This window comes from Candidatus Paracaedibacter acanthamoebae (genome assembly GCF_000742835.1).
GTDB classification, from domain to species: Bacteria; Pseudomonadota; Alphaproteobacteria; order Paracaedibacterales; family Paracaedibacteraceae; genus Paracaedibacter; species Paracaedibacter acanthamoebae.
On sequence record NZ_CP008941.1, the window covers coordinates 628,278 to 654,488 of the forward strand.

General features: G+C 40.1%; 24 protein-coding genes and 1 pseudogene. 11 read left to right on the forward strand and 14 right to left on the reverse strand.

Going from position 1 to position 26,211, the window contains the following annotated elements; translation table 11 throughout:
* Positions 1-114 precede the first annotated feature (114 nt).
* The 8 genes from ID47_RS02795 to ID47_RS02830 form a co-directional block, all read right to left on the reverse strand.
* The gene (locus tag ID47_RS02795) at positions 115-1,539 is read right to left on the reverse strand and encodes a hypothetical protein (RefSeq protein WP_038463595.1); all 1,425 of its coding nucleotides are present in this window, start codon (positions 1,537-1,539) and stop codon (positions 115-117) included.
* Positions 1,540-1,548: 9 nt separating this feature from the next.
* Entirely contained in the window at positions 1,549-1,860 is a 312-nt protein-coding gene (locus ID47_RS02800; protein WP_198022327.1) for a hypothetical protein, read from the reverse strand.
* Positions 1,857-2,264 carry a transposase gene (locus ID47_RS02805; RefSeq protein ID WP_038463600.1) on the reverse strand — a complete coding sequence of 136 codons (408 nt, stop codon included), beginning with the start codon at positions 2,262-2,264 and terminating at the stop codon, positions 1,857-1,859. The genes ID47_RS02800 and ID47_RS02805 overlap by 4 nt, the downstream gene beginning before the upstream one ends.
* On the reverse strand, positions 2,257-2,502 hold the full coding sequence (locus ID47_RS02810) for a hypothetical protein (protein ID WP_038463603.1): 246 nt from the start codon (positions 2,500-2,502) through the stop codon (positions 2,257-2,259). Before ID47_RS02810 ends, ID47_RS02805 begins: the two co-directional genes overlap by 8 nt.
* The gene (locus ID47_RS02815; RefSeq protein WP_038463605.1) at positions 2,502-2,717 is read right to left on the reverse strand and encodes a hypothetical protein; all 216 of its coding nucleotides are present in this window, start codon (positions 2,715-2,717) and stop codon (positions 2,502-2,504) included. Before ID47_RS02815 ends, ID47_RS02810 begins: the two co-directional genes overlap by 1 nt.
* 23 nt (positions 2,718-2,740) lie before the next feature.
* Complete coding sequence (locus ID47_RS02820; protein WP_038463608.1) at positions 2,741-3,085, reverse strand: RusA family crossover junction endodeoxyribonuclease; 345 nt, start codon at positions 3,083-3,085, stop codon at positions 2,741-2,743.
* A 168-nt stretch (positions 3,086-3,253) separates the two neighbouring features.
* Positions 3,254-3,838 (reverse strand): DnaA N-terminal domain-containing protein, encoded by a 585-nt coding sequence (locus ID47_RS02825; RefSeq protein WP_038463611.1) that lies wholly within the window; start codon positions 3,836-3,838, stop codon positions 3,254-3,256.
* 76 nt (positions 3,839-3,914) lie between these two features.
* A complete protein-coding gene (locus tag ID47_RS02830) occupies positions 3,915-4,415 on the reverse strand; it encodes a hypothetical protein (protein ID WP_038463614.1) in 501 nt (166 codons plus the stop codon).
* Positions 4,416-5,133: 718 nt separating this feature from the next.
* On the opposite strand from ID47_RS02830, the gene ID47_RS02835 reads away from it, so the two are divergent.
* From ID47_RS02835 to ID47_RS13830, 11 genes and pseudogenes are all read left to right on the forward strand, one after another.
* On the forward strand, positions 5,134-5,592 hold the full coding sequence (locus tag ID47_RS02835; protein ID WP_038463617.1) for a hypothetical protein: 459 nt from the start codon (positions 5,134-5,136) through the stop codon (positions 5,590-5,592).
* A 79-nt stretch (positions 5,593-5,671) separates the two neighbouring features.
* Positions 5,672-6,607 (forward strand): DMT family transporter, encoded by a 936-nt coding sequence (locus ID47_RS02840; protein WP_038463620.1) that lies wholly within the window; start codon positions 5,672-5,674, stop codon positions 6,605-6,607.
* A gap of 62 nt (positions 6,608-6,669) precedes the next feature.
* Complete coding sequence (locus ID47_RS02845; RefSeq protein ID WP_051908484.1) at positions 6,670-7,422, forward strand: isoprenyl transferase; 753 nt, start codon at positions 6,670-6,672, stop codon at positions 7,420-7,422.
* Positions 7,400-8,209: a phosphatidate cytidylyltransferase gene (locus tag ID47_RS02850; protein ID WP_084675876.1), complete on the forward strand. Its 810-nt coding sequence runs from the start codon at positions 7,400-7,402 to the stop codon at positions 8,207-8,209. The genes ID47_RS02845 and ID47_RS02850 overlap by 23 nt, the downstream gene beginning before the upstream one ends.
* A gap of 3 nt (positions 8,210-8,212) precedes the next feature.
* Positions 8,213-9,337 carry a 1-deoxy-D-xylulose-5-phosphate reductoisomerase gene (dxr, locus tag ID47_RS02855; protein WP_038463626.1) on the forward strand — a complete coding sequence of 375 codons (1,125 nt, stop codon included), beginning with the start codon at positions 8,213-8,215 and terminating at the stop codon, positions 9,335-9,337.
* A 397-nt stretch (positions 9,338-9,734) separates the two neighbouring features.
* Positions 9,735-10,874 carry an RIP metalloprotease RseP gene (rseP, locus tag ID47_RS02865; RefSeq protein WP_075261550.1) on the forward strand — a complete coding sequence of 380 codons (1,140 nt, stop codon included), beginning with the start codon at positions 9,735-9,737 and terminating at the stop codon, positions 10,872-10,874.
* Positions 10,875-10,925: 51 nt separating this feature from the next.
* Positions 10,926-13,190 (forward strand): outer membrane protein assembly factor BamA, encoded by a 2,265-nt coding sequence (bamA, locus tag ID47_RS02870; RefSeq protein WP_051908486.1) that lies wholly within the window; start codon positions 10,926-10,928, stop codon positions 13,188-13,190.
* A 557-nt stretch (positions 13,191-13,747) separates the two neighbouring features.
* The gene (locus ID47_RS02875) at positions 13,748-15,316 is read left to right on the forward strand and encodes an ABC-F family ATP-binding cassette domain-containing protein (protein WP_051908488.1); all 1,569 of its coding nucleotides are present in this window, start codon (positions 13,748-13,750) and stop codon (positions 15,314-15,316) included.
* A 750-nt stretch (positions 15,317-16,066) separates the two neighbouring features.
* Positions 16,067-16,366, forward strand: coding sequence for a hypothetical protein (locus ID47_RS02885; RefSeq protein ID WP_038463638.1), 300 nt, complete (start codon positions 16,067-16,069; stop codon positions 16,364-16,366).
* Positions 16,353-17,939, forward strand: coding sequence for a lipase family protein (locus ID47_RS02890; protein ID WP_084675878.1), 1,587 nt, complete (start codon positions 16,353-16,355; stop codon positions 17,937-17,939). The genes ID47_RS02885 and ID47_RS02890 overlap by 14 nt, the downstream gene beginning before the upstream one ends.
* 241 nt (positions 17,940-18,180) lie before the next feature.
* Positions 18,181-18,555: pseudogene (locus ID47_RS13830) on the forward strand (transposase); the annotation flags it as partial.
* A gap of 198 nt (positions 18,556-18,753) precedes the next feature.
* Here the strand turns inward: ID47_RS13830 and ctaD are convergent.
* The 6 genes from ctaD to ID47_RS02925 all read right to left on the reverse strand — a co-directional run bounded on the left by ctaD (position 18,754) and on the right by ID47_RS02925 (position 26,210).
* Positions 18,754-20,346, reverse strand: coding sequence for a cytochrome c oxidase subunit I (ctaD, locus tag ID47_RS02900; protein WP_038463643.1), 1,593 nt, complete (start codon positions 20,344-20,346; stop codon positions 18,754-18,756).
* Between the two features lie 22 nt (positions 20,347-20,368).
* Positions 20,369-21,133, reverse strand: coding sequence for a cytochrome c oxidase subunit II (gene coxB / locus ID47_RS02905; RefSeq protein ID WP_038463645.1), 765 nt, complete (start codon positions 21,131-21,133; stop codon positions 20,369-20,371).
* Positions 21,134-21,243: 110 nt separating this feature from the next.
* On the reverse strand, positions 21,244-21,957 hold the full coding sequence (locus tag ID47_RS02910; protein WP_198022328.1) for a translocation/assembly module TamB domain-containing protein: 714 nt from the start codon (positions 21,955-21,957) through the stop codon (positions 21,244-21,246).
* Entirely contained in the window at positions 21,885-24,371 is a 2,487-nt protein-coding gene (locus ID47_RS13635; RefSeq protein WP_038463651.1) for a translocation/assembly module TamB domain-containing protein, read from the reverse strand. The genes ID47_RS02910 and ID47_RS13635 overlap by 73 nt, the downstream gene beginning before the upstream one ends.
* Complete coding sequence (locus ID47_RS02920; RefSeq protein WP_198022329.1) at positions 24,371-25,378, reverse strand: autotransporter assembly complex protein TamA; 1,008 nt, start codon at positions 25,376-25,378, stop codon at positions 24,371-24,373. Before ID47_RS02920 ends, ID47_RS13635 begins: the two co-directional genes overlap by 1 nt.
* Positions 25,269-26,210 carry a POTRA domain-containing protein gene (locus ID47_RS02925; protein WP_038463656.1) on the reverse strand — a complete coding sequence of 314 codons (942 nt, stop codon included), beginning with the start codon at positions 26,208-26,210 and terminating at the stop codon, positions 25,269-25,271. The genes ID47_RS02920 and ID47_RS02925 overlap by 110 nt, the downstream gene beginning before the upstream one ends.
* Between the last annotated feature and the right edge of the window lies 1 nt (position 26,211).

Consider the following 26,211-nt stretch of genomic DNA (forward strand, 5'->3'; position numbering starts at 1 on the left):
CCACAAATATATAATTACTTACTATTAGTATACCTGTGCTGGTATATTAAATGAATGTAATGGTTTAGCATGTACCATTAAGGATACAACAAACTATATAAAGTTACTTAAATGTTAATAAACACTCCAATCTGTTTTAGCTTGGAAGGAGTGAGAAATTCCACTCATACTGTCTGGTCTAATATTCATGAAAAATGTGTGGGCTAAAGCATCAGCACAATCAGGAGATGAAAGGCCTCTAGCTTTCATGCTAGCTTTCTTTTCCATGAGCAACTGTCCTTTGTCATTATAGTCAGCTGTAATCCCAGTAAGGTCATCAATAAGCTCATCATCATTCGGTATTTGAGCTCCATCTTGGAACCATTGCTTCATCCGCCCCCACATCTCTGCCCGCTTATTAAAGTACTTAGATGAATCATCAGCAGCGAGACCAGCATTGACTGGAATAACTCGGATGCCCATAGCTTTAACAAAATCTACGATTCCATCTCCAACACCAACTGCGTCTATAAATAGGCTAGCTTTTGGGAAAGAGTGATAAACTTCGGCAATATAGTGGGAGACTTGAACTGCATTAAGTTGATGATATTTTTTAAGGAAATGAAGCTTGCGACCTTGCCTAACAGCTATGACTGTCTTGTCTTGTCTAAGAGCTACATCTACACCAATCAAGACGGGCATATGGTTAAAGTTTAATGCTTCATATTGGATACTCGTCCGCACCAGCGCTAGGTTAATAAATTGATGATCGTCTTGAGAGGGGAATTCTCCGAGCACACGAACTTTAAAAAAGTCTGAATCTTCGCCATAATCTAGGCGCCATTGTTCGATCTCCTCTTTATTGGTGAGAGAAGACTCACGGCTATCAATCTTGTAGGTTAACCAACGATGCCTAAATTTACCGAAGCATTCACGGAACCTTCCCGCATTACGGACGGGGTTACTAAATGTTAGCCAGACAGCACCTGGCGTTGTCATAGCTCCTTCAACCGTTTCCCATATCACGTCAGCAATGGAGGACGCCTCATCAAATATTACTAGGACGTTGTCTTCATGAGTTCCCGCAAAGGAATCTGGATTATTTTCTGACCAAGCCAAAGCTGAGGCAAACCAAGTTTCTTGCCTATTCTTCATATAAAGCTTTGTTGCTGTCCATTCAAACCAGTCACCATTGATAGCCAACCGTTTCCATTTTGCTACTTCACGCCAAGTTTTCGTATTAAGCTGAGCTGCAGTACCTGCTGTAATGATGGCTTGAGGGTTTGCTCTGGTGGATAAGAACCAAAGGATAAGCCAGGAGGTTAAGGCTGACTTACCAATACCGTGCCCAGAAGCAATTGCCATTCTTATTGCTGTACTTACCTCCCCTTTCTCTCTTAATTTCAACTGCTTACCTAGTTCATTTAAGATCTTAACTTGTATAGGATCAGGCCATAAATTAGCTAAACTCGTTCCTGCTTCTCCCCAAGGGAAAGCATACATAACGTAACTTAAAGGGTCATAAAAGAACTTAGAAATATCTTCAGCCAATCTAGTCATTGCTTTGTATTAACCTTCTTTCCTCTCATTCGCTTTCTCTTTCCTTGGACGGCCCCGTTTTTTAGGAGGAGGAGAAACAACTAGGCTTATATGGCTATGTAGGTACAATATTTCTTTTTTTAAGAAAGCTATCCGTTTAGCTAAATTAGAAAATGTTATATTGTCTAAATTAGCTTGCAGATTGTGCTTCAGATGCAGGTCGGATAAAGTGGCTTCTGTTGTATGGATCCGCTTTAGAATCAAGCAAGATAAATAAACCAAAGTTACGGCTAAAACGACCTGAGTAATAGAACCTACAATTTCCATCAACATCATTATCATTTTCCTTCACCTTTCTTCTGCTGTAACTCTTTTACGCGCTGATTAGCTCTTTCAATTACGTCCGCATCTGTTAGGGTTACCTTAACATTATGATCTTGGGTGTTATTCCAATCATCTCTACAACGATTCTTCATCCAAAACTCCCAAACGCGCGCGTTAAACTTAGGATCATTCATTCCCATCAATCCCAATTTCTCTAAATGAGCTTGAGCAAAAATCTCTCCTCGCGCAATCGCGTCGGAAAACTCAGGATATTCCTTTACCCATTCGTACAAAGTATCCTTAGAAATATCTAATTCAGCAGCCACAGAAGTCTTTGTATATCCCTGCCGCATCAAATCCACAGCTCGTATACAGAATTCTGGTTTATACTTTGAGGGCCTTCCGCCTAAGTTTTTAGCCATTTTCTTCTTCCTCAGTGTTTAATTCTAGTAATTCTCGCTCTATTACCGTTAGCGTTAAGTATGTTTTAGCAAGGTTGCCTGTGGTATCTAAGCTCCCCACCCTACTTGCTAACTCTTTATGCCTTTTAATAAGTTTCTTGCGGTAGACTTCTTTCGTTAGCTTCTCTTGCTTGGCTTCATCAGCATAAGAGAAAATCATGGTGGTGATGCTTAGGATCAATATTTTGATTAAAGTCATTACTGCCCCTCTTCCCTTCGCACAATTTTAACTTTAAGCCCTAATCTCCAGAATTCTTTCTCAATTTCCTCTAGAAAATTACGTACTACTTTTCCCATATCAGCAGGTAGACCGTTAAATTCCAACAATGCTTCCGCTGCTTTGTAAGTTTCAAGCAGTTGGTTTTTATATTCTTCCATATCTATATTTACTAGCTTAAATGTATATGACCTCATTTACTTAGCCTCCTTATTAATTTTTATATTTCATTTATTTCTACTTCGATGTTTCCGCCTTTAATAACTTGGAATCTTTGAATTGTGATCTTATCGATTTGCGAATCATCTTCGTAAACCATAGCTTTCTGCAAAGAATCAAAAACTACTTTTAGAAGATTATCTAAATCTCGTTTGCGCCTATCTGGGGGGTATGTAGCTAAAACCACTTCTAATCGCCCTAAACACTTATTAATGCTGAGTTTTGATACGAGATTCCCTACCAAAGTTCGATACTCTCTTGCTTCGCGAGAAATTATCATACGCCCTTGATAGGTTCTCCAATAACGATTTGCTGATGGTGGCCATGGTAAGCTAATCGCTATCATTGAAAATCATTCCTGTTAGCTGCTGTAAGGATCTCAATATCGAAAGCTTTTTCTATAGGAAGCTGTTCAGTAGCTTCAAGAATCTCTTGGTATTCCCTTGCATTGAGAAAAAAAGGACCGGAAACTCTAAGGCTGGTGTTGGAAAATTTATAATTTGTGCCATTTGGATTACTCTCCGGCTCCAGTGTTTAAACAGACTTGGACAGTTATCCCTAAATGTTCTTCAATTTTTGCACGGTACTGGCGTTCGATAGTATCTCTAAACAGGCTTCTATTTGTCTCAATAGTTAATCTATCCGCTTGCTTGAGAATAACAGCGTTCTGGAACCACGATTGATAAGTAGCAGCGCCCAGAATCTCAAGAATTTTTTCTCTAATTTCTTTTATTTCTTGGTCTGATTCATTGATAGTAACAGGGATTAGTTCAGATAAAGGTAATGTTTTCTGATTAGTAGAATGCGGATTTTTTGTTGTCCATGAGAGTTGGCTCCGGCAACGATTTGACCAGACACGAAACCAGTTTGCATGCAATGCTTCTTTTCCACTGGCTTCGTTAACCCAGTAATCTTTGAATTCATCAAATATGTCTTCGACCCATGTTGGATGTATTCCAAGTCTTAACGCTTCGTTAATCCATTCGGTTGACAATTCTATATTTTGTGGTAATTTTGTTTTATAAGGTTTCTTACTTTTTAAGGCCTTGTCTTTCTTCTTCTTTTCAGCCTCAGAACTGCCACTTTCTGGCGTTATCATACTATCGATTATACAATAAAGAGGGATAGAAGTGGAAAAACCAAATTCTTTAGAACATCTCTGTCACTTAGATCTGTTAACTACTGGCAGGTTTTTCCCACTCTTCTAGCCCCTCTTCCCCCAGCTTATACAATGGATTTTTAAAAGTTTTCTCTAGAACATCCTCTAATTCTTGAGAGGAAGGAACAGTCTCCTTTTTTAAAGATTCACAATTGCGTTTGGGGGCTTTTTTTTCTCTTACCCGCGGGGTTGCTGTTAGAAAAGAGGCTATATTAAATCTCTTTTTAATTGAAGAAACTTCTATGGGAGAAGGTAGATTCTCTTCCGCAGAGATCGTTATAAAAGGCAACGTTAATTTCTTTTCTTCCTCTACCGTTATATTTTCCAATTCAAGTAACAGTGTGAGATCCTCAGCCTGAACTTTCTTTATATAGTAAGAGCCACTGTTGGGTTCGGGTAGATCTGGCAGTTCTAGTAATTCTGTTTGTTCTGCTAGTTCGGTAATTTCAGCAGTACATGCATTATTAAGATATCCTGTATAGATCCATGCACAAATAATAATGATTAATAATTTCATGTATTTTTCTTCCTTTTATTGAATTATTTATTGGTCAATAAATTAACAATTTTTGTCCAATCATTCAACTTCATATTTTTATTACTTAATACTTATAACAGAAATTTTTTTTCTCTATGGATCTAACTTAGACATTATTACTTTGATCAAAGGTAATAAGTTGGTCTTTTTCTTACTCTTGTGAGTCCTTATCTCCTTAGAGTAAAAGACGTTGATTATTCTAAGCAAATTACCTCCTCTTTTATTTAAATAAAAATTTAATTTTTTATAAAATTATTGAAAAATTGCATAGATTAATTTCTAATAATATGGGACACTAACTGAGGAAAAATAACATTAGATGAGCCAATCTATGAATAAGAATATAAATTTTCTCTCTATTACAAGTACAATAGTTGTCTTTTTTTCAAATACTTGTGCTCAGGAAAATGATAAGGGCGATCAAAGGAATCTTGTTATATTCCCCTCTATGATTACTGAGGACCAAACACCCCCCCTCTTCTCCTGAATGGATTACGAGAGTTACTGCTGAAAAAAATGGTATAGAGGTCCTGGCGTATCTCAGCGGCATAAATTGTAAAAGAAACCGTGGGAACTAAAAAATATTAAACTTCGTTTCTCTTCTTATTTCTGTATATGTGAAAAATACTAAATTTTTGACTATTTGATAGTCAGTAATTGATCTGATATTATTCAGTTAATAATAAGGAGAATAATAATGTTTAAAATTTTACTTAGCGCATGTATTCTGCATTCTTTTTCGATTGCAAAAGAAACGGTAGATTCAACAGTAAGTGAATTAAAACCCTTGATTGAAAAAACTGACGGTACTCAGGATAGATCGTCTTCTTCTTTGCAATCAACAGATGAAATTACCGAACGGGTTACCGCAGTCGAGTTTGCTTCTACGCCTAAATTTCAAGCAGCGGTTAGGAATCAAGGACAGGTTATGTACCTTTTGACCCTCAATTCACCAACTGCTCAAACAATAGAGGCACCTGGTAACCCTATTAAAGAGACGGTCGTGAACATTAATCCATGCTTAAACACGAGTAGTTCAACTGCAAAGAACCCTTCATCCATAGGCACCCCTACCACAAGATGTACTCCACGTACAGAAGATCCGTACTTTCAGTCCTACCGTTGGGCATCTGAAATTTTTCCGATTCCTGATTAAATCCCCTTGACAGTCTCATAGACGACTGCCATATCTCAGCTATAATCGAAAGTGATTTGCTAAGGTATGGCGGTTTTTCATGACAAATATAATTCTTTTCCTCTCCACAGCTTTTATTTGGGGGACAACATGGTTGGCCATTAAATATCAATTAGGAACTGTGCATCCGCTATGGTCTGTTTGTTATCGTTTCGCCTTAGCTGGTTTAATTTTACTTGCCTTTTGCCAATTCAAAGGGTTGAGCCTTAAATTTTCTAAAAGAGACCATCAATGGATTGCTCTCCAAGCCTTTTTGTTGTTTTCTTTGAACTATTTTTTCTACTATCTGGGAACTGACTACTTTGTCAGCGGTATTGTGGCCGTTATCTTTGCTGCCGTTGCAATTTTTAACATCTTTAATGCTCGAGTTTTTCTCAAGATTCCCTTGTCTAAAAGCGCGATAGCCGGGGCAATTATTGGCCTGGGGGGGCTGGGTGTTATTTTTAGGATGGAAATATGTCGCCTAATAGACACAGATATTTGGACTGTTTTAACGGGATTAAGTATTTGCTTATTGGGAACGATAATTGCATCAATAGGACAAATTGTTGCAACTGCTAATATGAAACGCGCCCTTCCCTATTTACAAACCAATGCTATTGGTATGACCTATGGTGGGCTTTATACGGCCTTAGGGGCAATTTTTATCGGAGAAGTCCCCACTTTTGAGCTAACAGCAAAATATACACTTTCGTTACTTTATTTAACACTAGCTGGAACAGTTATCGCCTTTGGCTTGTATATGAAGTTGGTCCAAAATATTGGTCCCAGTAAGGCAAGCTATGCTTTTGTTTTGATTCCAGTGGTTGCTCTAACTGTCTCAACACTATTCGAAAACTTTACTTGGACAATGGAAACTGTGATTGGAATAGGGCTGGTTATTCTTGGCAATATTGTTGTCATGATCTCTAAAACACTTCAGTCTCGTGGAAAGATTGAACCGCTGCAAGATGAAACACTGAAAAAGGCTGCTTAAATCAATTTTCGGAAAAAACCTTTTGCCCGAGGTATTATCTCTGATATAACTATCACCAATATATGATAAATCATAAAAGTACTAGCTTTGATATGGCTCTTGAGACTATAAATATTCCACAGCATGTGGCGATTGTCCTGGATGGCAATGGTCGCTGGGCAAAACGCCAAGGTTTGCCAGTGATCGCTGGCCACCGGGAAGGGGCACAGGTCCTCAAAGCAATTACGAAACATGCAGATCAGTGCGGCGTAAAATTCCTAACTGTCTTTGCTTTTTCCACTGAAAATTGGAAAAGACCCCAGGGTTGGGTTGATGAATTAATGGCGTTATTGAAGTATTACCTCAAAAACGAGGCAAAAGAGATTATCAATAACAACATCAAGTTCAAGATTATTGGCAGACGAGAACAACTTTCCCCTGAGATCAACCAATTAATTGGTGACATAGAAAACAAAAGTGCCGCCAACACGGGCATAACTTTATCCATTGCGCTGAGTTATGGTGGGCGCGATGAAATTGTTCATGCTTGTCAAAATATTGCAGCCTTAGTTCAACAAGGCCAACTCCAATCAGATCAAATTGATGAATCATTAGTCTCAACGCACCTTTTCAATCCTGATCTTCCACCTCTAGACTTATTTATTCGGACAAGCGGTGAAATGCGGGTCAGCAATTTCCTTTTATGGCAACTGGCCTATGCTGAACTTATTTTTTCATCTAAGTTATGGCCAGACTTTACTAAGGATGATTTGGATCAAGCATTATTAGAATTTTCTCGGCGGGATCGTCGATATGGAGCTACCATTGGCGTTTAGTAATTTATCAAGCTTGCAACAACGAATTTTAACTGCCCTTATCGTCCTCCCCATTTGTATTGCTGCAGTTTATTACGGCTATCCCTATTTTGATATCTTGGCTAGCTTTATTCTATTTGCCATGATGCGGGAATGGTCAAAGATGGTGCTGGATCAAACGTATCACCCGATGGGTTATATTTTGGCAGCTTTGATGCTCTCATTCATTTACACAGATGTTACCTATAAAAAGTATGTTCAATATAGCCTGATCTTATTTGCAGGATCTTTCCCCATTCACATACTAATGAAAAAACGCCTCTTTGATTACTTTGTTTTCGTAATTGGAACATTGTATATTTCATGGTCTGTCTATATCCTCATTCAGTTAGTGCATGAAGGTCTCACCCGATTCTTTATTTGGATCTTATTGATCATTTGGGCTTCGGATACAGGAGCTTACTTTACAGGAAGATTTATTGGTGGGCCAAAGCTTGCGCCCACTATTAGCCCTAATAAAACATGGTCCGGATTTATCGGCGGATGCGGCGTTGCAACACTAGTTGGAGTTTTGGTTGGCCCTTACTTACAAGATTTTTACAGAACTCCTTTTTCAATGGCTATTGTTGCGTGTAGTTTGTCACTCGTCAGCCATATGGGCGACCTCTTAGAATCTCTGCTCAAGCGATATTATGATGTTAAAGATACTGGAACTTTGCTGCCAGGTCATGGCGGTTTGTTGGACCGTCTTGACAGCTTATTACTTGTTTCCTTTGCTGCGGGTTTACTCCTTATTATCGGATATTAGTTTATGAGAACCATTGCCATCCATGGAGCCACAGGAAGCATAGGTCTTAATGCTGTTGATATTATTCAGCGTCATCCCGATCGCTTTCGAGCAAAAGTTCTGATTGGCGGCTCAAATGTCAGTAAATTAGTTGAGGTGGCCAAGCAAACATCAGCAGAGCACGTGGCCATTGCCGACCTGTCATCCTACAAAGACCTAAAACAGTACTTACCGGGGGTTCAAATTTATGGCGGGGAAACAGGAATTTTAGAAGCCGCCTGCATTGATGTCGATATGTGTCTTGCCGCAATTACAGGAGCGTCTGGCATTCTTCCAACCTATAAGGCCTTAGCCCATTGTAATTATTTAGCACTGGCCAATAAAGAATCCATTGTGGCGGGTGGGGAGCAAATTTTGGCTGAGGCCAGCACCCAAAATACCAAAATTCTGCCAGTTGATTCTGAACACAGTGGCTTATATCAAATTTTTGAGGAATCCCACCGCTCTGCATTAACGCATGTAACCATTACAGCCTCAGGGGGACCTTTTAGAAGTTTACCAAAAAATCAGTTCCACACAATTACAAAAGAAATGGCGCTGAAGCATCCCAACTGGATGATGGGACCCAAGAATACAATTGATAGTGCAACCTTAATGAATAAAGGGTTAGAATATATCGAAGCAGCCCTCCTCTTTAAGTTAGCACCAGATAAAATTAAGATTGTCGTCCACCCTCAATCTATTGTGCATGCCCTCTCCAGTTATCAAGATGGCGCAACGCTGGCCCATCTAGGAATGCCAGATATGCGGGCGCCAATTAGTTATGCTTTGGCATGGCCTGAAAGAATTAAGACACCGGTGCCACCCTTAAATTTAGCAACCTTGGGCTCTCTGACATTTGAAGAACCGGATTATGATCGTTTCCCTTGTTTGCGAATAGCAGAAAATGTCATGAGGTCCTCTCAGGCAGCTCGAATTGTGATGAACGCCGCCGATGAAATTGCTTTTCAAAAATTGATGGCGAATGAGATTCATTTCACAGAGATTCCAGCTATTATCCAAAATTACCTGGACACATTCTTATTCCCAGAAATCAATTCCATAGAGGATGTCATTGCCTTAGACAAAATTTGCCGCTTAAAGCTTTAAAAGGAAAAGTGATACCATTTCTTAATTTTCTGACATACGGATAACAACTAAACCATCCTCCCACATCTTTTTGAATTGTATCTAAATTATAGAAAACACCCCAAAGCGCACGAGCGTGAGATTGCTTGGAAATTTCATCGTCTGCAAAAGAAGAAGCCAGCAATCGGCTCTTTTAAAGAGGCCAATGAGAAAGAAAGATATCTTCCATATTATAAAGAGAGAGTCAATCTACTACAAGCAGGCGCAGCTGTTTTATAGGATAGCAGGGATCAAAAAAAGTAAGCTGAATAAGAGATGCCTTTTCCTTTTTTCTGTTCTCTGCTTTCTAAAATCATTTCTTCCATGTTTCGACAATATACGCTAGATTTGTTTTAATGATTTTTTAATAATTGGTTTTATGATGGTCAGTTATATCCTTTCTATCTCTGAGTATGTGCTTCCATTTCTTTTGGTACTCACAGTTTTAGTTTTTATCCATGAATTAGGTCACTATCTCGTTGCACGCTGGAATGGCGTGAAAATTGAAGTGTTCTCCATTGGCTTTGGTCCTGAATTGTTTGGTTGGACCGATAAAGCAGAGACACGTTGGAAATTTAGCCTTATTCCCTTAGGCGGGTATGTTAAGATGTACGGCGACGCCGATGCAAGCAGTAAACCTGATGAAGAAGTCAGTGCCTCAATGACAGCTGAACAAAAATCCTTGACGTTACAAGGGAAAACGGTTGGTCAACGCATTGCTGTTGTCGCCGCTGGGCCGGCTGCTAATTATATCTTAGCGATTATTTTATTATCTGTTTTACACCTTGCCAAAGGGATTCCGACATTTTTACCGACAGTTGGGGGGGTGGCTGAGGGGAGTGTCGCTCATAGCATAGGAATTGCGCCGGGTGACCATATTATTGCTTTCAACGATCAACCTGTTGCAAATTTTGATGAATTACGTCAAACCATTCCATCTTCCGCTGGCCATGCTGTTAAAGTTCAAATTAAACGGACAGAAAAAGATACAGCTCAGGCAAAAGAATTAACCCTGGTGGGTAACATGGCAAAAGACGGCAAGCCTGTTTCCTCATTGGGTATTACCCCATCCGGCGAGCAAATTTATCGTGAATCTGGCATTATCGAATCATTTACTACCTCTATAAAATATTGCTATGTCGTTTCAAAGGAAACATTGAAAGCACTAGGACAAATGTTGATTGGCAATCGTTCTTCCAATGAATTGGGTGGAATTTTGACGATTGGTGCATTGGCTAAACAAAGTGCTGCCCAAGGTTGGATCGCTTTGATTCTGTTGACAACAGTCTTATCCATTAATTTAGGATTGATCAATTTGCTCCCCATCCCTGTTTTGGATGGCGGTCATATTGTCTTTTATTCAATTGAGGCCCTTAGAGGAAAACCAGTCAGTGCCAAAGCTCAGGAGCGTGCCTACACAATTGGCCTTTTTATCGTCCTGGGATTAATGGCTATCGCCACCTGGAATGATTTATCAAGATTTAAAATAATCAGCTGGATAACTGGATTATTTAGCTAGAAAACAAATGGGGGAAATTCCCGCACGGGGAATAAAGAGTGAGGAAAAACAATGAAAAAACATAGCCTAAAGTTTACATCTCTACTATTGAGTGTATCAACTTTATCAATAGGGTTGGTGCAGGCAGATACAGTCAAATCCATTAAGGTTACAGGAAATAAGCGTATTGAATCAACAACTGTTCTGTCTTACATTCCGATAAAACCGAACAAAGCCTATGACCAAAGCGAACTTAATGATGCCTTAAAAGATTTGTATAACACAGGCTATTTTTCTGATGTTCAAATTAATCGCCAAGCAGACACCCTTGTAATTGATGTAACTGAAAACGCCATTATTAACCAAGTCGCATTTGAAGGAAACAGCAAACTTAAAGATGATAAATTAAAGGAAGAAGTTCAGCTGCGTCCTCGGGAAGTTTTATCCCGAACTAAGATTCAAAGCGCCCAACAACGTATTTTAGATATTTATCGCCGCATGGGACGGTACAACGCAACTGTTGTCCCCAAAGTTATTAAGCAAAATGATAACCGTGTAGATTTGGTTTTTGAAATCAATGAAGGCGATGTCACGCACGTTCGGAAGGTTAATTTTATTGGCAACCACCATATAAAGTCTTCCCATTTAGAAAAGGCCCTTCTAACAAAACAAACCCGTTGGTATCGATTCTTCGCCTCTGATGATACCTATGATCAGGATCGGTTTATTGCTGACCAACAATTGCTGCGTGAATACTATTACGACAGTGGTTATCCCGATTTCCGCCTCATCAATGCTGTGTCAGAATTAACCCCTGATCAAAAGGATTTATTCTTGACCTTTACACTTGAAGAAGGTGAACGCTATTCCTTTGGAAAAATGACCATTCAGTCAGAGATCAAGAAAATTGACCCGAAAGGGCTTTATTCTCTGATTACCTATGCTGAGGGGGACTGGTTTTCTCGTAAAATGATCGAAAAGACCATCCAAGCCATTACTGAAGCTGTGGGAATACAAGGATTTGCTTTTGCACAAGTTGAACCGGTCATTGTTAAGAATAAAGATAGCAAAACCGTTGATATTACTTATGAAATCAAGAAAGGCCCACGCGTTTACATTGAACGTATTGAAATTCGAGGCAACGACCGTACCCGCGATGAAGTTATTCGTCGTGAAATCCGCTTGCAAGAAGGTGACGCGTATAATTCGACCTTTGTTAAGAGAGCCGAACAAAACCTCAATGATTTAGGGTACTTTAAAAAAGTTGATGTAAGCATTGAAGCTGGTTCCACTCCCGATAAGGCAAAAATGATCATTAATGTTGAGGAGCAATCAACAGGCGAGCTTGGCTTGGCAATTGGTTTCTCTACCCTTGACCGCGCCTTAGGAAACATTCATTTTGCCGAACGGAACTTTATGGGAACGGGTCGTACCATTCACTCTGACCTCACGATTGCCAGCCGCCGTCAAGAATTTGACGTTGGTATTACAGATCCTTATTTTATGGGATACAATCTTGAAGTTGGTGCAGATGTTTTCCATATTCGATCCAAGCGTATTTCTGCCTTTACCGAACAGAACACCGGTGGACGGACTCATTTGGGCTATAAGTTGACAGATAATTGGTTCCAAAACTGGAGTTATACACTTCAACGAGATCAAATTAGCGATGTGCCAAATTTATCTTCTGAGTATATCAAACGGATGAAGGGATCTTATATTAACTCAGCCGTGGGTCATTCTTTGGTTTATGATAGAAGAAACAGCCGGCGTGAGCCAACAGCTGGATATACATTAACGTTCAGCAACTCTTTGGCAGGATTAGGGGGTGACATTGGCTACCTCAAGAATGCCTTGGGCGGCTCTGTTTTCTACTCACCTTTAGACGAAGTTATTTTGAACGCGCGCATCACGGCGGGCCATATTCTAAAAACCAACAAACGTATTCGGGTGGCGGACCAAATCTTCTTAGGCGCAGATAGCTTCCGCGGCTTTGCTTATGGTGGTATGGGTCCTCGAGATGCCAAAACCATGGATGCCATTGGTGGATCCCGCTATTGGGTGGGTACGGTTGAGGCCATGTTCCCTATTGGCTTACCAAATGAATTTGGCGTCAAGGGAGCATTATTCAGCGACTTTGGTAGTGTTTGGGGATCTGAACTAAAGATCCCAAACAACCCAATTCTGGATAAAAAAGCAATGCGAGCCTCTGTTGGTGTCGGTATTTCATGGGATTCTCCATTCGGCCCATTGCGTATTGACTATGCCATCCCCGTTAAGAAGCAGGCGAAAGATGATGTCCAAAGAGTTTTCTTTGGTGTTTCATCTCGCTTCTAAACTTTCTCAAAACCTCTCTTCGGAGAGGTTTTTCTTTATGGAGCCTCTTTTTCAGGCCAAAGAACTAGGAAAGGAACCCTCTTTCCGGGCAACCGAAAGGCGACCCGGAAACCATACCTTGATTTTAAGGACAGTCTAATTTTATCACAGTTAGATCGGTTTAAAGCTTGGTGGGGCACCCCGACATAGGAATGGATTCCGGGTCAAGCCCGGAATGAGGAAGTGTTTGCCACTATATACTCTCTTTCCGGGTGCCGCCCTTCGGTTGCCCGGAAAGTTTTCTTGTGGTGAAGAATATTACTAAGAACTTCTTTTCCCGGCCAAAGGGCAGGAAACTCGCGGTTATAATTAACTTGCATTTTGGGATAAGAACGCTTATTTTTTAAGTATTATGATGATTAATTTTACACCCCTCTTTCACCGATGCGGATAGCGTCGGCGGGCTTTGACTCAGGGTCACATAAAGTTCGCCGCCTCGAAGCGTAGGTGATTACCTCCCTACTCTACAGCGTGGCTTAAGAGCATTCGCTCTTACTCATATTCTATAAGGTGTAAAAATGTTACGCATTCAAAATATTTCCAAAGCATTTGGGGACAAAGTTTTATTTAAAGATATTAGTTACCATTTTCCTGAGGGCGAAAAAGTTGCTCTTGTGGGTGCGAATGGCCAAGGGAAAACAACCCTCTTAAATATTATGACAGGTAAAGATTATGCGGACAGTGGCGATATTTCTAAGCCAAAAGACGCAGTTGTTGCTTATTTACCGCAATCACCCAATCCTAATCCAGCTTCCACTCTGTTAGTAGAATGTTTATCGGGCCATGAGACCGCCTTTAAACTAAAGCAGAAGATGGATCAACTCCTTCATAATATGGAGGTAGATTATCAAGAAATTGACCTCGAGCAATACACAACCGCTTTAACACAATTTGAAAATCTAGGTGGTTATGAACTGGAAGGACGGGCAGAACAAATCTTGCTGGGCCTTGGTTTTAAACGAGAACAGCTGGACGCCAATCCTCTGACCTTATCGGGGGGATGGCGGATGCGTATTGAGCTCGGTAAAATCTTGCTAAGCTCACCTGATTTTATGATTTTGGATGAGCCGACGAACCATTTAGATCTTCCCAGTATTGAATGGTTAGAAGAGTTTTTACAAAACCATAAAGGAACAATCGTTTTTGTGTCACATGACCAGGAGTTCCTAAATAACGTTGCTACAATTACATTGTATCTCAATAAAGGCGTCTTGCGAGCATTCACAGGAAACTTTGACGCCTTTTTAAAACAAAAAGAATCTCAAGAGCAAGCGACGTTGGCAGCTGTTAAAAAAATTGAAACCCAAAAAGCCCATATGCAAAGTTTCGTGGATCGCTTTAAGGCAAAAGCTACCAAAGCAAAGCAGGCCCAATCCCGAGTGAAAATGATTAACAAATTAGATGAAGTTTTGTCAGGAGTGACAGTGGATGAGGGCGTAGATAAGATTCACTTCCCTCGGATCCAGATCCCTAATTCACCTAAAGATGTCTTAGTTTGCGACGAGATGGTGATTGGGTACGAGGCTCCATTATCGAAAAAAATTAAGGTCAAATTTAACAAAACTGAGAAAATCGCGATTGTTGGTCGCAATGGTATTGGAAAAAGTACTTTTCTCAAAACTATTTGCGGCGAAATTAATCCCTTAGGTGGTAGTTTTAAACTGGGGGAAGGAATACAGATTGGCTATTTTGCGCAAGAAAGTGCTGAAATGCTCGATACATCTTTGACCGTGCTTGAAACTATCCAAAAGTTTGCGCCGGCTCTGAGCGAGCAAGAACATAGAGGCATTCTTGGGTGTTTTCTCTTTAAAGGACAAGATCCCATGAAACGTGTTCGCGTTTTATCAGGGGGTGAAAAATCGCGTTTAGTCATGGCTAGCCTGATTGCACAGCGTCCCAATCTATTGATATTTGACGAACCAACCAACCATTTGGATATGCTATCATGCGAGATTTTGGCCAAAATGCTTGAGGAATATAAAGGAACATGTTGTATCGTGTCCCACAATCGCCACTTTATCGATATGTTCGCCAATGTTATTGTCGACGTTTCAAGCGACGGCAAGTGGGAAACCTTAAGGCATTAAGCGACCCATAGCTCTTTATAACCCGAACTATGGAATAGAAAGGACAAAGTTTTGAGAGACAGATGGTTTGGTGGATTTGAGCTGATAAACGATAAGTCTAGAAAAGAAACAATATGAACGCGCCGCTTGATGAATACAAGTGGCAGAAAAAACGGTGATTCGCTCTTAAGAGTGTCATTTCCCCCCTTCCGGAACGGACCCCTATTTTTAGGTCAAGCGTATCAGCTTATGCACCTGCTTTCGAATTACGATCCTTAGGTGAGTTCATATTACACTCACCATACCAGTTACCTAGCGCTCTTCTCAGGCCGGTTCTCACGAAGATATTCTTCTCATAATTCTTACTCTGCATTATTATGCTTCGTGCTTGTTAGAACAGTTAGTGATACAAGTGACATCCCTTTTATTCACGGCAGAATAGCTCTCAACAAAGACCTCGTCTTGCAGACCGCAGTTTCGGATAGTTCCCTAATTCCTTGAATGGATTTCTAAAAATTATATATTTCATTAACAACCCAAACAGAATCTGCACGAGCAACAGGAGCAGCGGGAGGATTAGCAGCAGGAGGAGCAACAGTAGTAGTAGCAGCAGCAGGAGTAGCAGTAGTAGTAGCAGCAGCAGGAGGAGCAACAGTAGTAGTAGCAGCAGCAGGAGTAGCAGTAGTAGTAGCAGCAGCAGGAGTAGCAGGACTCGTATATTGGTACAGAAAAGATGATTGGAAAAAATACGTAACACTGGAAATTGAAGCAATGATAAATGAAGAGATAAAATCAGAACTTCAAGCTTGCAGCACAGGATTAGAAGAGGTAGCCTCAGCTATTTTTTCTCGTACTCCTTTTAATAGTGAGAATTTTTTAAGGGAGAAAATTGTTCCTAAACTCAATGTCTCTGACATTAAAAACACCACGGTCTTTTTAGACTTTATATGCCGTATTCAAAATAATAGTGATTCTGCTCGGGGAAGATGGGATAGAAAATTTGCTGAATATAAAAAATACATAGAGGAAGAAATTGGTAGATTGAAAAAAAAATTTAATGATACGCCGTAATAAAGAGCTACTACTTCTAATGAAACGCATTAAGGAAGAGCTACCACATATCTCGGAAAATTTTATAAAAATTTTATTAAGAAATCATCAAAATTATCCCAATGAAATAAAGAATGATAATGGTTTCTTAACAGGATCCCCTTTTTCTGAAAAAAAGTTGGATAAGTTTATAAATTATATGCGTCTTTGTACAAATATATATACCGATACAAATACTAGAAGATTTGTTGCATCACATGATGTCTCTAATATAACGAATAGATGGAGAAAAATAATAGATGATAAAATAAATATTGACATACTATATCAAGATCTTTTAACAACCCAAAACGGGCAGAGTCAAATAATATGTGCTCCCACCGTGTCCGAACGACCAGGAGGTTTATTTGGACAAATCATCTACCAAGTTAGCTCTCTTCCTCCAGAAAAGCGGCTGCCAAATCTAGTATCTCAATACACAATGTGTATTCAAGCTATAAATAATTTTCTTCAAACTATTCTTAATAGGAACCCTATTGAGGCTCAAGGGTTAGACCAGATTGAGAGCGCCAAAGAGCAATTAGATAATATTCGACAAGAGATTCATAAAAAATTTTCTTGGCACTTTAATCACATCAAGTATAATTCAGGTCAACCATTTCAGCATAATGGAAATAATTATCAGCTAAACAGTCAAGCTGTTATTGCGGCTTCATTCCTACACAAAAGTGAATTATTATCTAATAGAAATATTACTATTCTAGACGTTGGATTCCGTAACCTAGAAGATCTTATGGGTATTTGGAATACTATTCTAGCAGGAATACTTCAATTCAAAAACAATCCAATGTCTTTTTTTGAGAATTTGGGTGAGGTAGATTTTATTGCTTATACAGAGCACACAATAGAGCATACATCAGAAGGAGATAAGCATGTTGATAAGCTTGTTATTGTATATTCTGGTTCAAACTCATTAAAAGATTGGGTACGAGATGTGAATCTAGGTTGGACAGAATTTGAAGAGTTATCTGTTCAGGAAGGAATAGCTAATTTAGTTAATGAATCCATCAAGAATTATTTCCCTCTATTAATAGATAGAATTAGGGATTATTACAAAAACTATGACAAGCCTGCTAAATTTAAGATTATTACAATGGGCCATAGCCTTGGAGGTGCGGAAGCTTTACTTGCTGCATACTATTATAAAAAAAGAAAAAGGCAAGACCTGGCAAAAATCCTTGGAATTAATGAGGAGGATATTTTGGTAAAAACCGTTACTTTTGGGGCTCCAGCAATTCTTGCTAAAGAATCAATAGATCGCATGGAAATGGCGTTTGGAAAAGAAAATATCTCTAGAGTTTGGAACCATGGTGATAAGGTGATTTCTTTTTCAAAGAAGTTTTCATACCATTATGTTGGAAGAAGTTTCCCTTTTTACAATATATCAAATAATCCATTCAATCGTTTGGAGGCGTGGTGGGCACCTCATGGACTGGGACACTATCAAAATTATCTTAAGGCGTTAAAAGATCCATCTCAAAATCATAAACATCTTGCCCAGATCTTAAAAGATTATATAAATCCTGAAACCTAAAAGGTAAATTTAAGTTCTAGGTGCAAACCGCCCATTTTTCTTGTGCCACAGATAAGAACAGAAAGAGGGTGTAATGCCCTTCCGTTTAGCAAGCAAATTTTAAAGGAGTCTCGCATTGTTTGTTTCTGGTTAAAAACTGCTGCTCAAAAGGGGGCTATCAAGTTGTTGAGTAGTGGGGATAACTTATGAATCTATCCGCTTAGGGGTAAAGATGCTAGGCCCCCTTTAGCGCAAGCAATCAGGAGACAAAGATGATCGCAACGTTGTTCCACAAATGACTCAAAATATGACGAGATTGCTATTTGCTGACAAGGGGTATCTTAGCCGAGAGCTATTTTTAAAATTATACAAAAAAGGCCTTAAATTAGTGGCTGGCCTTTAAAAAAAATATGGCAAATACGCTTATGCTTTGGCATGAAAAAATTTTGCTTTGCAAAAAATCAGTGATCAAAACGATTTTCGATTATTTAAAAAATAAGTTGCAGCTTGAGCGTACCCGTCTTCGCTCTCCTGTCAACTTCCTTGTCCACATTCTAGCAACATTGATTACCTAATCTATCAAATGAAACCCCATAAACCTTCTATTTCATATACTTATTTTTTGCCTAATCCGTAGTTCGGGTTTATAATATCCTCTTCTGGGCAAGCGAAAAACATAATATGGAAATTCAATATTACAGAATCACAATCGACTGTCATCTCGAGATCCCAGCGCGGAGGCGGGAAAAGGAAGAAAGGTGGAAATGGCCGAGAAAGAAAAAAAATAGGGATGGTGGAAAAAAGCCCCTCTAAAAGGGGCTTTGAAAAGATTTGATTAGCTGATCTTTGGTTGTTCCTCAAAGGAGTGGAACTCTGGTGGTGAGGGCAATGTCCATTCCAACGTATCGGCCCCTTCTCCCCATGGATTTCCTGGACAAGGTACCTTGTCGCGGAAAACTCGATAGAGCACATAAAAGAAAAATAGTCCAGCAAACCCTGACAGGAAGCCACCCAAAGAGACTACATAGTTCCATCCCGCAAACGCATCGGGATAATCGGGAATACGACGGGGCATACCTGATAAACCTAAGAAGTGCATTGGGAAAAATAGAACGTTAACACCAATAAAGGTTAGCCAGAAGTGAATTTTCCCGAGTGTCTCGTTATATTGATAGCCCGACATTTTGCCAATCCAATAGTAAAATCCAGAAAAGAGACCGAACAATGCACCCATCGACAAAACATAATGGAAGTGAGCCACCACATAATAAGTATCGTGTAAAGCGACATCCACGGAACCATTGGCAAGGACAATTCCTGTCAACCCACCAATTGTGAATAATAGAATAAAGCCAGCAGCAAACATCATTGGTGTTTTAAAGCGCAGGGCTCCTCCCCACATGGTGGCAATCCAAGAAAATACTTTAATACCAGTCGGGACCGCAATCACCATCGTGGCAACAGTAAAGTAGGCATTGACTTTCACGTCCATTCCCACCGTAAACATATGGTGAGCCCAAACCACAAAGCCAAGAACAGCAATCGCAACCATCGCATAAGCCATGCCCAGATAACCAAAAATTGGCTTACGGGCAAAAGTTGAAATAACCTGCGAGACAATACCAAAAGCAGGCAAAATCATAATATAGACCTCTGGATGGCCAAAGAACCAGAACAGGTGTTGGAACAACACAGGATCGCCACCACCAGCAGGAGCAAAAAATGTTGTCCCGAAGTTACGATCTGTTAGCAACATCGTGATTCCGCCCGCCAAAACAGGGACGGCAAGTAAAAGCAAGAATGCTGTTACAAGCATCGCCCACACAAACAATGGCATTTTGTGAAAGGTCATCCCCGGTGCGCGCATGTTAAAAATCGTCACAATAAAGTTGATCGCCCCTAGGATTGATGAAACCCCGGCCAAGTGCAAGCTAAATATAAGATAATCCACAGCAGGACCGCCATGATATTCCGCATCACTTAGGGGAGGATAAAACGTCCACCCTGTCCCTGCTCCCTCCGCTGTTGTCCCAGAAAGAAGGAGCAACGCTAAAGAGGGAACCATAAGCCAAAAGCTGATGTTATTCATCCGAGGGAAAGCCATATCAGGTGCCCCAATCATCAGTGGCACAAACCAGTTACCAAACCCACCAATCAGGGCAGGCATGACCATAAAGAAAATCATCAAGACACCGTGAGCGGAGATGATGACATTATAAAGTTGATAATTATCCCCGAGAACTAAACTGCCTGGATGCATCAATTGGGCACGGATAATCATGGAGGCAGCGCCTCCCAATAGACCACCCACCATTGCAAAAATAATATATAACGTCCCAATATCTTTGTGGTTCGTTGATAACAACCAACGTCGCCATCCTGTTGGATGGCCGTGATGATCGTGATCTGTACCTGCTAAACTTGACATTTTACACCTACTTTTTAATTATTTAAGATTTATGGTTTTTAACCCAGTCATCAAACTGTTCTTGCGAGACAACCTTAACAGCAATTGGCATAAATCCATGCTTTGTTCCGCACAATTCTGAGCATTGGCCGTAATAGGTACCTTCTCTATTGACCTTAAACCAAGTTTCATTCAATCGGCCTGGAACTGCGTCTTTTTTAATTCCAAAGGATGGGACCGCAAAACTGTGAATCACGTTATCTGATGCGAGCAGTAAACGGACAGCTTTACCGACTGGAACCACAACCGGGTTATCCACATCCAAAAGTCGAAGTTGCCCTGGTTTTAGATCCGCATCAAGAATCATCCGGCTATCAAATTCAATTTTATGGTCCGGGAATTCATAGGTCCAATACCACTGACGACCAGTAACTTTTATAGTTAGATCTGCATTTTCAATTTTATCACTAAAAAACAGCAATTTTAAGGACGGAACACCAATCACCACAAGAACTAAAACCGGCAGCAATGTCCAAACAATTTCTATAAAGGTGTTATGGGAAACTTTAGATGGTGTTGGATTACGCTTTTCACTAAATCGCCACATGGTATAAAATAAAAGTAAAGCCACAAAAATTCCAACCACGAAGATAATTATTAAGAGGAGATTATGCATATCAGTAAGCCCCTCCATGGTCGGCGTTGCCGCAGATTGAAAGCCAATCTCCCATGGTTTTGGAGTCGCAGCACCAGCATTTGACCCCAATAAAGCGACGAGTAAGAAAGTTGTTAGTCGACTGAAAGTCATTACGTTTCTTCTACATAAATAAAATTTCTGCTAAATGCATTGTGACGTGATTTCTACTCTGTTACAAGTGGGTTTGCTTTATTTTTAGGGTGCGCTCAATCGACGCACTTCTAGTATCGGAATTCAAGACCATAGCCGGCCGCAGTATTTTCAGTCCCCGTTTCAATGTCAAGTTTTGTTTTCTTAGTCACATCAACCTTTACCTTTAACTTGGTCCCTACTTCTTGCTGCAGTCCTTGCTCTACTCCCACATAGACCCTTTTTGACATTTGTTTTCCAATCGACAAACTATAGCTTTGCTTGTCATCATCCACTGCTTCTGAAACTTCTGCTTTTTGTAAGGAGATATCATCCACGCCAAGCAGTTGGTTCAAAGAATCAAAGGCACCCCCTTTAAAATTTCCTGCCTTAACAGCCGCCATGGTGGTGGCAAGCTGCAAACTCTGAGCCGCTGAAACTTCAGCCATGGGTTTATCAAATAAAATGAGAGCAATAACATCTTCAGTGGGCAAGGCCGGCAGGGATATAAATTCGATATTAGGATTATTTGATGGGCCAGATAACGCTATAAAGGCATCATATTCTCGCACTTGCTTGGTGGCTTTTATGTCTAGTACGGGAATAATATCACCATTATGCGTTTTAAAAGTTACCGAGCTGGGCGCCAGAGCCAAACGTTTAGAAGAAATATCTAACCGCCCAGAAATCGAATTTATACTGCCCTCAATATGGGGGGCGTTAATGGATCCCCTCACCAGCAATCCGCCTTTCCATTCGCTACGTAATCCATACCCCTGTACCAATAGCTTTTTAGGGATATCCACCTTGATCTCCACAGTTGTGGGAGAAGGTTGATGTACTTTCTCTTGTTTTTTTGTAATTCCTGTTCGGTACGAAAAGTTCTAATTGTCTTAGGTTCAGAGGAGAGTTGAGAGAGATTTATTAAAGCAGAGTTAACCAGCACCCCTCCTTTCAGTTGGTGATAAGTTGATGGAAGCGTGATGCCATCTAATTTTCCTGTCACCGTTATAATTGCTTCATCCGTATTCATAAGCATCAATGTGGTAAAATTAAGATGTAAATTGAGGTGCGGGGATGAAAAATCTGCAAATTGAACATTTCCTGTCATCCTGAACGCACCTTTATCGTAATCCCGCCCGCTAAATTCTGAGATGATAAGTTGCTGGTTAGAATAGGTCGCAATGCCGCGGATATCCTTTAAAATAGTCCCTATAGCACCATTCTCATAATATCCATTTTCTAAAGTCACTTTAGCTCTTGGATTAGATGTAAGCACTGTCCCTTCCCCTGAATGGTCAATCGTTAATTTTCCCTTAAATCGGTCTCCCCACCAAATTAGTGTATTGAGAGCGGAAAGATCGAAGGTGCCCGCCAGGGAAGATTTTATAGGATCGGATTCTTGAGGAAAATAATGCGTCGAGGTGACTTGAATTTTTCCCTTTAAATTAGAAGTCGCTGCATCTGAATAATTACTATCAATAGTCAACGATTTACCCGAATGAAAAAAGAGAACATTAAGATTACTCAGCTTTTGTGTTCTCCTTAATTTATTATCAATTCCAAAATCAGAGAGTTTTAGAAAACCTGTGTAGTATCCTTTAGATTTATCATCAAAAAAGTTGAGTTTGCCTGACACGTTTCCTTGCCATTCAACTTTTTCAATCAAGGGGTTTAGTACCTTTGCTGTAATTTTATCTAACACAATCTCACCGGTAGGATTATCAGAAAACTCTAGTTTGTTAATAGCAAGTTGGCCGTCCAAGCATTTAATCGTTGCCGTTGGAATTGATACTATTTGATCTTTATAAAAAATACTAAACGGACTAGTCAGGTAGATGAATGGAGACTTCCCTTCAGTTACCCCCAACTGACGCACTTCAAACTGTTGCCATGAATCTTTAACGTATACAACAAGGTCAGCGGTCGTTGATTCTCGCTTTAAAGCAAGTGTGAAAGGTCCTTCTCCCTTTTCTATTTTGCCGGTTGCAGACACCGTCTCAAAGGGTGTTTTATCAGATCCAAGAAGGATAGACTTTCCATGGAGGGTTAAAGCTAAATCCTGTCCCTTACAGGATACGTCCAATTCCAATTGTCCCCCCATTGGAAAGTTTATAAGATCGGTGATTGGACGCAAGTCATGAATTTTGCCTTTAAGGTGGGCAAAAAGAATCTCCCCATAGAGCACTTTTCCCCGAATATCACTTTCTAATCCTGTCAAATGGAGACCATTAAAAACAAGATTGTTATCTTCACGGAAAACTTGCCCCTCAAGTTGCCCTGCTTGCTTTAAGGTCTTTAGATTGACGCGAAACTTATAGATCGCAGGCATGCCCGTCTCAGGTAAGGCCGTAAAGGATAGCTCTCTATTTTGTCCTAATCTTAAATTTCCCTGGGCTTTTTGCACTTTTCCAGTATTATCCGCATCAATATCTAAAATGAGTTTAGGGTTTACCCCGATCATCTCTTGTAATTTTGTATCGAGAGTCTGAAAATCGATTAATTCGCCTCTCAAATGACCCGTAATTGATTTAAAGTAAGTATCGCCTTTCACATCTATATCGAAGAAAGCTTTTCCTTTTTGAATTTTTGCAAAAGCATCCGGAGACAGCTTTGAAAAATTATGAAGCGGACGATCAACCTTGCCTGTTAGAGTGTAATTAATACCCTTTTGATTATAGACCAGCGTATCTACATGGTCTGGATTATCAGAAAATCTTAGGTCAATTTGTGCATGATGCGTATTATTTTCAGGCGATACAATTTTTCCGTTAAGTTGAAAACTTCCAGCATATAAATTAGGAATTTCAACAGCATCGATGTGGATTTTATCCACATTGAGACGCGGCAATGTCAACGGATCATCGCTCCCCTTCATGCCTGGGGCTCGCCAATAAGTCACTTTTTTAGCAGAAACGGTCAGGAGATGAATATTACCATACAAGACATCCACACCTTGCCAATCAATAGCAACACCATCAAGTTGTAACCATTTTGATTTTTGATCTTTAATCTTAATCTTGTCCACCGTTATCTCAAAGGGAAATACCCCATTAATGCCTCGGACTCTTATGGTCATATCGCTTGGCGTTACTAGATTAACAATGAGCTCCACAACTTTCGTATTTAAAGAGGGAATCTGCAAAATAAGCAGGACGCTTGCAAAAATGAGAAAAGCGACGATAAAAAAATTTCGAATACCTTTGAAATAATGTGCCATCAAAATGCTTGTCCTAAGCTTATATAAAATTGAAAAGGAGAATCATAACTCTTTCCAGCAACTTTGCGACGTTTAGTTGGAAATGCCAAATCCACGCGAATAGGGCCAATATCCGTATAGTATTTCCCCCCTATTCCAAATCCACACATTAATTCTTTTGATTTTAGACCGGGCACCTGCCGCTCGGAGACAGCACCTGCTTCAAAGAAAACCGATACACCAATTTTTTCGGTCACACGCCAGCGGGGTTCTATACCGCCCTCAATAATTGATTTCCCCCCCAGCGGATTTCGAAATACATCCGGTTTGCTCAACTTCTGGTATCCATAACCACGCACAGAACCGCTGCCTCCCCCATACCAGCGTCGGTTTAAAGGAATGTCTGAAAAGGGAATTCCCCCCACTTGACCAACTCTTTCCCACGTTGCAATGATAAATTTATCTTTCTTAATTAAACGCCAATACTGGGTACTGAATAGGCTAGCCTTAATCATAGGACGATGGTGAACAAAATCCCCCATATAAGGGGCTATATCAATTCTTGCTCGCCATCCTTTATAAGGATTAATCCGATCGTTACTAGTATCATACAGGTAGTAAACGGGTAAACCCCCGAAATATCGATTAACTCGGTGTGTCTTCTTTAAATCAGATAATTCCGCTTCGATACCGATACCATAGGTCGATTTGTCATCTATTTTATGATCGAGCCCTAAATAATAATTGTAAATATGTCCTTCATAAGCCTTGGTCTCTGCTTTTGTGATGGAGGCTATGGTAGATAAAGTAAAATCTTGCCAGACGACATCAGGAACGCGTAGACCAATCGATCCCTTGAATTGTCGCTGACCGCCCTCGCCCCGAATGTAAAAGTCCTCACCGTTACCAAAAGCATTTTTATGTTGCCACAATAACTTTCCCCCAACTACCTTCCTGGGTTCCATAGCGGATACCTGCTGCAACACGCCGCGGTGGCGCTTCCTTGAGGTCAACAGTAATATCAGCATGATCATCGACACTTTTATGACTGATCAAGGCTGAGCTAAATATTTCCGAATCCAATAAAGCTCGCCGAGATTTATCTAATTCGCTCTGATCATAAAATTCATCTTTTTTAATATGAAAACGGTTTCTAATATAGCTTTCTGAAATGGTCTTATTGCCAGTTATGGTTAGTGAGCCATACTTTTTTTTGCCTTTGAGATGAATCTTGTAAATTAAAAGAACCGATTTTTTAGCATCATTAATCTTACCGATTGGCTCTTCGATTTCAACATCCGGATAACCATGACAAACAAAGTATCGATGTAAGCGGGGCACAGATACTACCACCTCATCCAGATGAACTTTGGCACCGTTATTAATACCAATAACTTTACGAGCTTTTTCAGGCATAATAGGGATATCATCGGCACCTGTCATATCAATATCAACCCCTTCAATCTTATAAACATCCCCAGGCTCGATAATAAATTTTACGACCTTTTCTGGCCCCGAATAATCCAATGTATAGTCAACTTTACCATTGAAATATCCCCTATTCTTTAAAGCCTTACGAAGCAATCTGAGATCAGCATCAGCGCGATACCTCAGAGCATTAGTACTGACTGGGGCAGAGGTATCAGGTTTTAATAGTTCAGGAACTGATTTGAAATAGGTTTTTTGGGATTTATCCCCCAGCACCTCTAAATCTGCACGATATTTTATTTCCGGTAAATTAAGATCCTTTGGCGTAAATTTCTTATCCTCCTTTGAAGGAAATAAATAACTGCACCCCACAAGAAATAGAGGGGTGAGAATCCACGCTAACTCTCGTATCTGCCGCCGACGGATTTTCAAA

What these genes read in the sequence shown, in the direction of transcription:
- ID47_RS02850 (WP_084675876.1), top strand. Translation starts at nt 7,400, where the DNA reads ATGGAGCTACCATTGGCGTTTAGTAATTTATCAAGCTTGCAACAACGA.
- ID47_RS02875 (WP_051908488.1), top strand. Translation starts at nt 13,748, where the DNA reads ATGTTACGCATTCAAAATATTTCCAAAGCATTTGGGGACAAAGTTTTA.
- ID47_RS02845 (WP_051908484.1), top strand. Translation starts at nt 6,670, where the DNA reads ATGATAAATCATAAAAGTACTAGCTTTGATATGGCTCTTGAGACTATA.
- ID47_RS02810 (WP_038463603.1), bottom strand. Translation starts at nt 2,502, where the DNA reads ATGACTTTAATCAAAATATTGATCCTAAGCATCACCACCATGATTTTC.
- ID47_RS02890 (WP_084675878.1), top strand. Translation starts at nt 16,353, where the DNA reads ATGATACGCCGTAATAAAGAGCTACTACTTCTAATGAAACGCATTAAG.
- ID47_RS02795 (WP_038463595.1), bottom strand. Translation starts at nt 1,539, where the DNA reads ATGACTAGATTGGCTGAAGATATTTCTAAGTTCTTTTATGACCCTTTA.
- ID47_RS02800 (WP_198022327.1), bottom strand. Translation starts at nt 1,860, where the DNA reads ATGATAATGATGTTGATGGAAATTGTAGGTTCTATTACTCAGGTCGTT.
- ID47_RS02815 (WP_038463605.1), bottom strand. Translation starts at nt 2,717, where the DNA reads ATGAGGTCATATACATTTAAGCTAGTAAATATAGATATGGAAGAATAT.
- dxr (WP_038463626.1), top strand. Translation starts at nt 8,213, where the DNA reads ATGAGAACCATTGCCATCCATGGAGCCACAGGAAGCATAGGTCTTAAT.
- ctaD (WP_038463643.1), bottom strand. Translation starts at nt 20,346, where the DNA reads ATGTCAAGTTTAGCAGGTACAGATCACGATCATCACGGCCATCCAACA.
- rseP (WP_075261550.1), top strand. Translation starts at nt 9,735, where the DNA reads ATGATGGTCAGTTATATCCTTTCTATCTCTGAGTATGTGCTTCCATTT.
- ID47_RS02820 (WP_038463608.1), bottom strand. Translation starts at nt 3,085, where the DNA reads ATGATAGCGATTAGCTTACCATGGCCACCATCAGCAAATCGTTATTGG.
- ID47_RS13635 (WP_038463651.1), bottom strand. Translation starts at nt 24,371, where the DNA reads ATGGCACATTATTTCAAAGGTATTCGAAATTTTTTTATCGTCGCTTTT.
- ID47_RS02825 (WP_038463611.1), bottom strand. Translation starts at nt 3,838, where the DNA reads ATGATAACGCCAGAAAGTGGCAGTTCTGAGGCTGAAAAGAAGAAGAAA.
- bamA (WP_051908486.1), top strand. Translation starts at nt 10,926, where the DNA reads ATGAAAAAACATAGCCTAAAGTTTACATCTCTACTATTGAGTGTATCA.
- ID47_RS02920 (WP_198022329.1), bottom strand. Translation starts at nt 25,378, where the DNA reads ATGCTGATATTACTGTTGACCTCAAGGAAGCGCCACCGCGGCGTGTTG.
- ID47_RS02840 (WP_038463620.1), top strand. Translation starts at nt 5,672, where the DNA reads ATGACAAATATAATTCTTTTCCTCTCCACAGCTTTTATTTGGGGGACA.
- ID47_RS02835 (WP_038463617.1), top strand. Translation starts at nt 5,134, where the DNA reads ATGTTTAAAATTTTACTTAGCGCATGTATTCTGCATTCTTTTTCGATT.
- ID47_RS02805 (WP_038463600.1), bottom strand. Translation starts at nt 2,264, where the DNA reads ATGGCTAAAAACTTAGGCGGAAGGCCCTCAAAGTATAAACCAGAATTC.
- ID47_RS02830 (WP_038463614.1), bottom strand. Translation starts at nt 4,415, where the DNA reads ATGAAATTATTAATCATTATTATTTGTGCATGGATCTATACAGGATAT.
- ID47_RS02885 (WP_038463638.1), top strand. Translation starts at nt 16,067, where the DNA reads ATGATAAATGAAGAGATAAAATCAGAACTTCAAGCTTGCAGCACAGGA.
- coxB (WP_038463645.1), bottom strand. Translation starts at nt 21,133, where the DNA reads ATGACTTTCAGTCGACTAACAACTTTCTTACTCGTCGCTTTATTGGGG.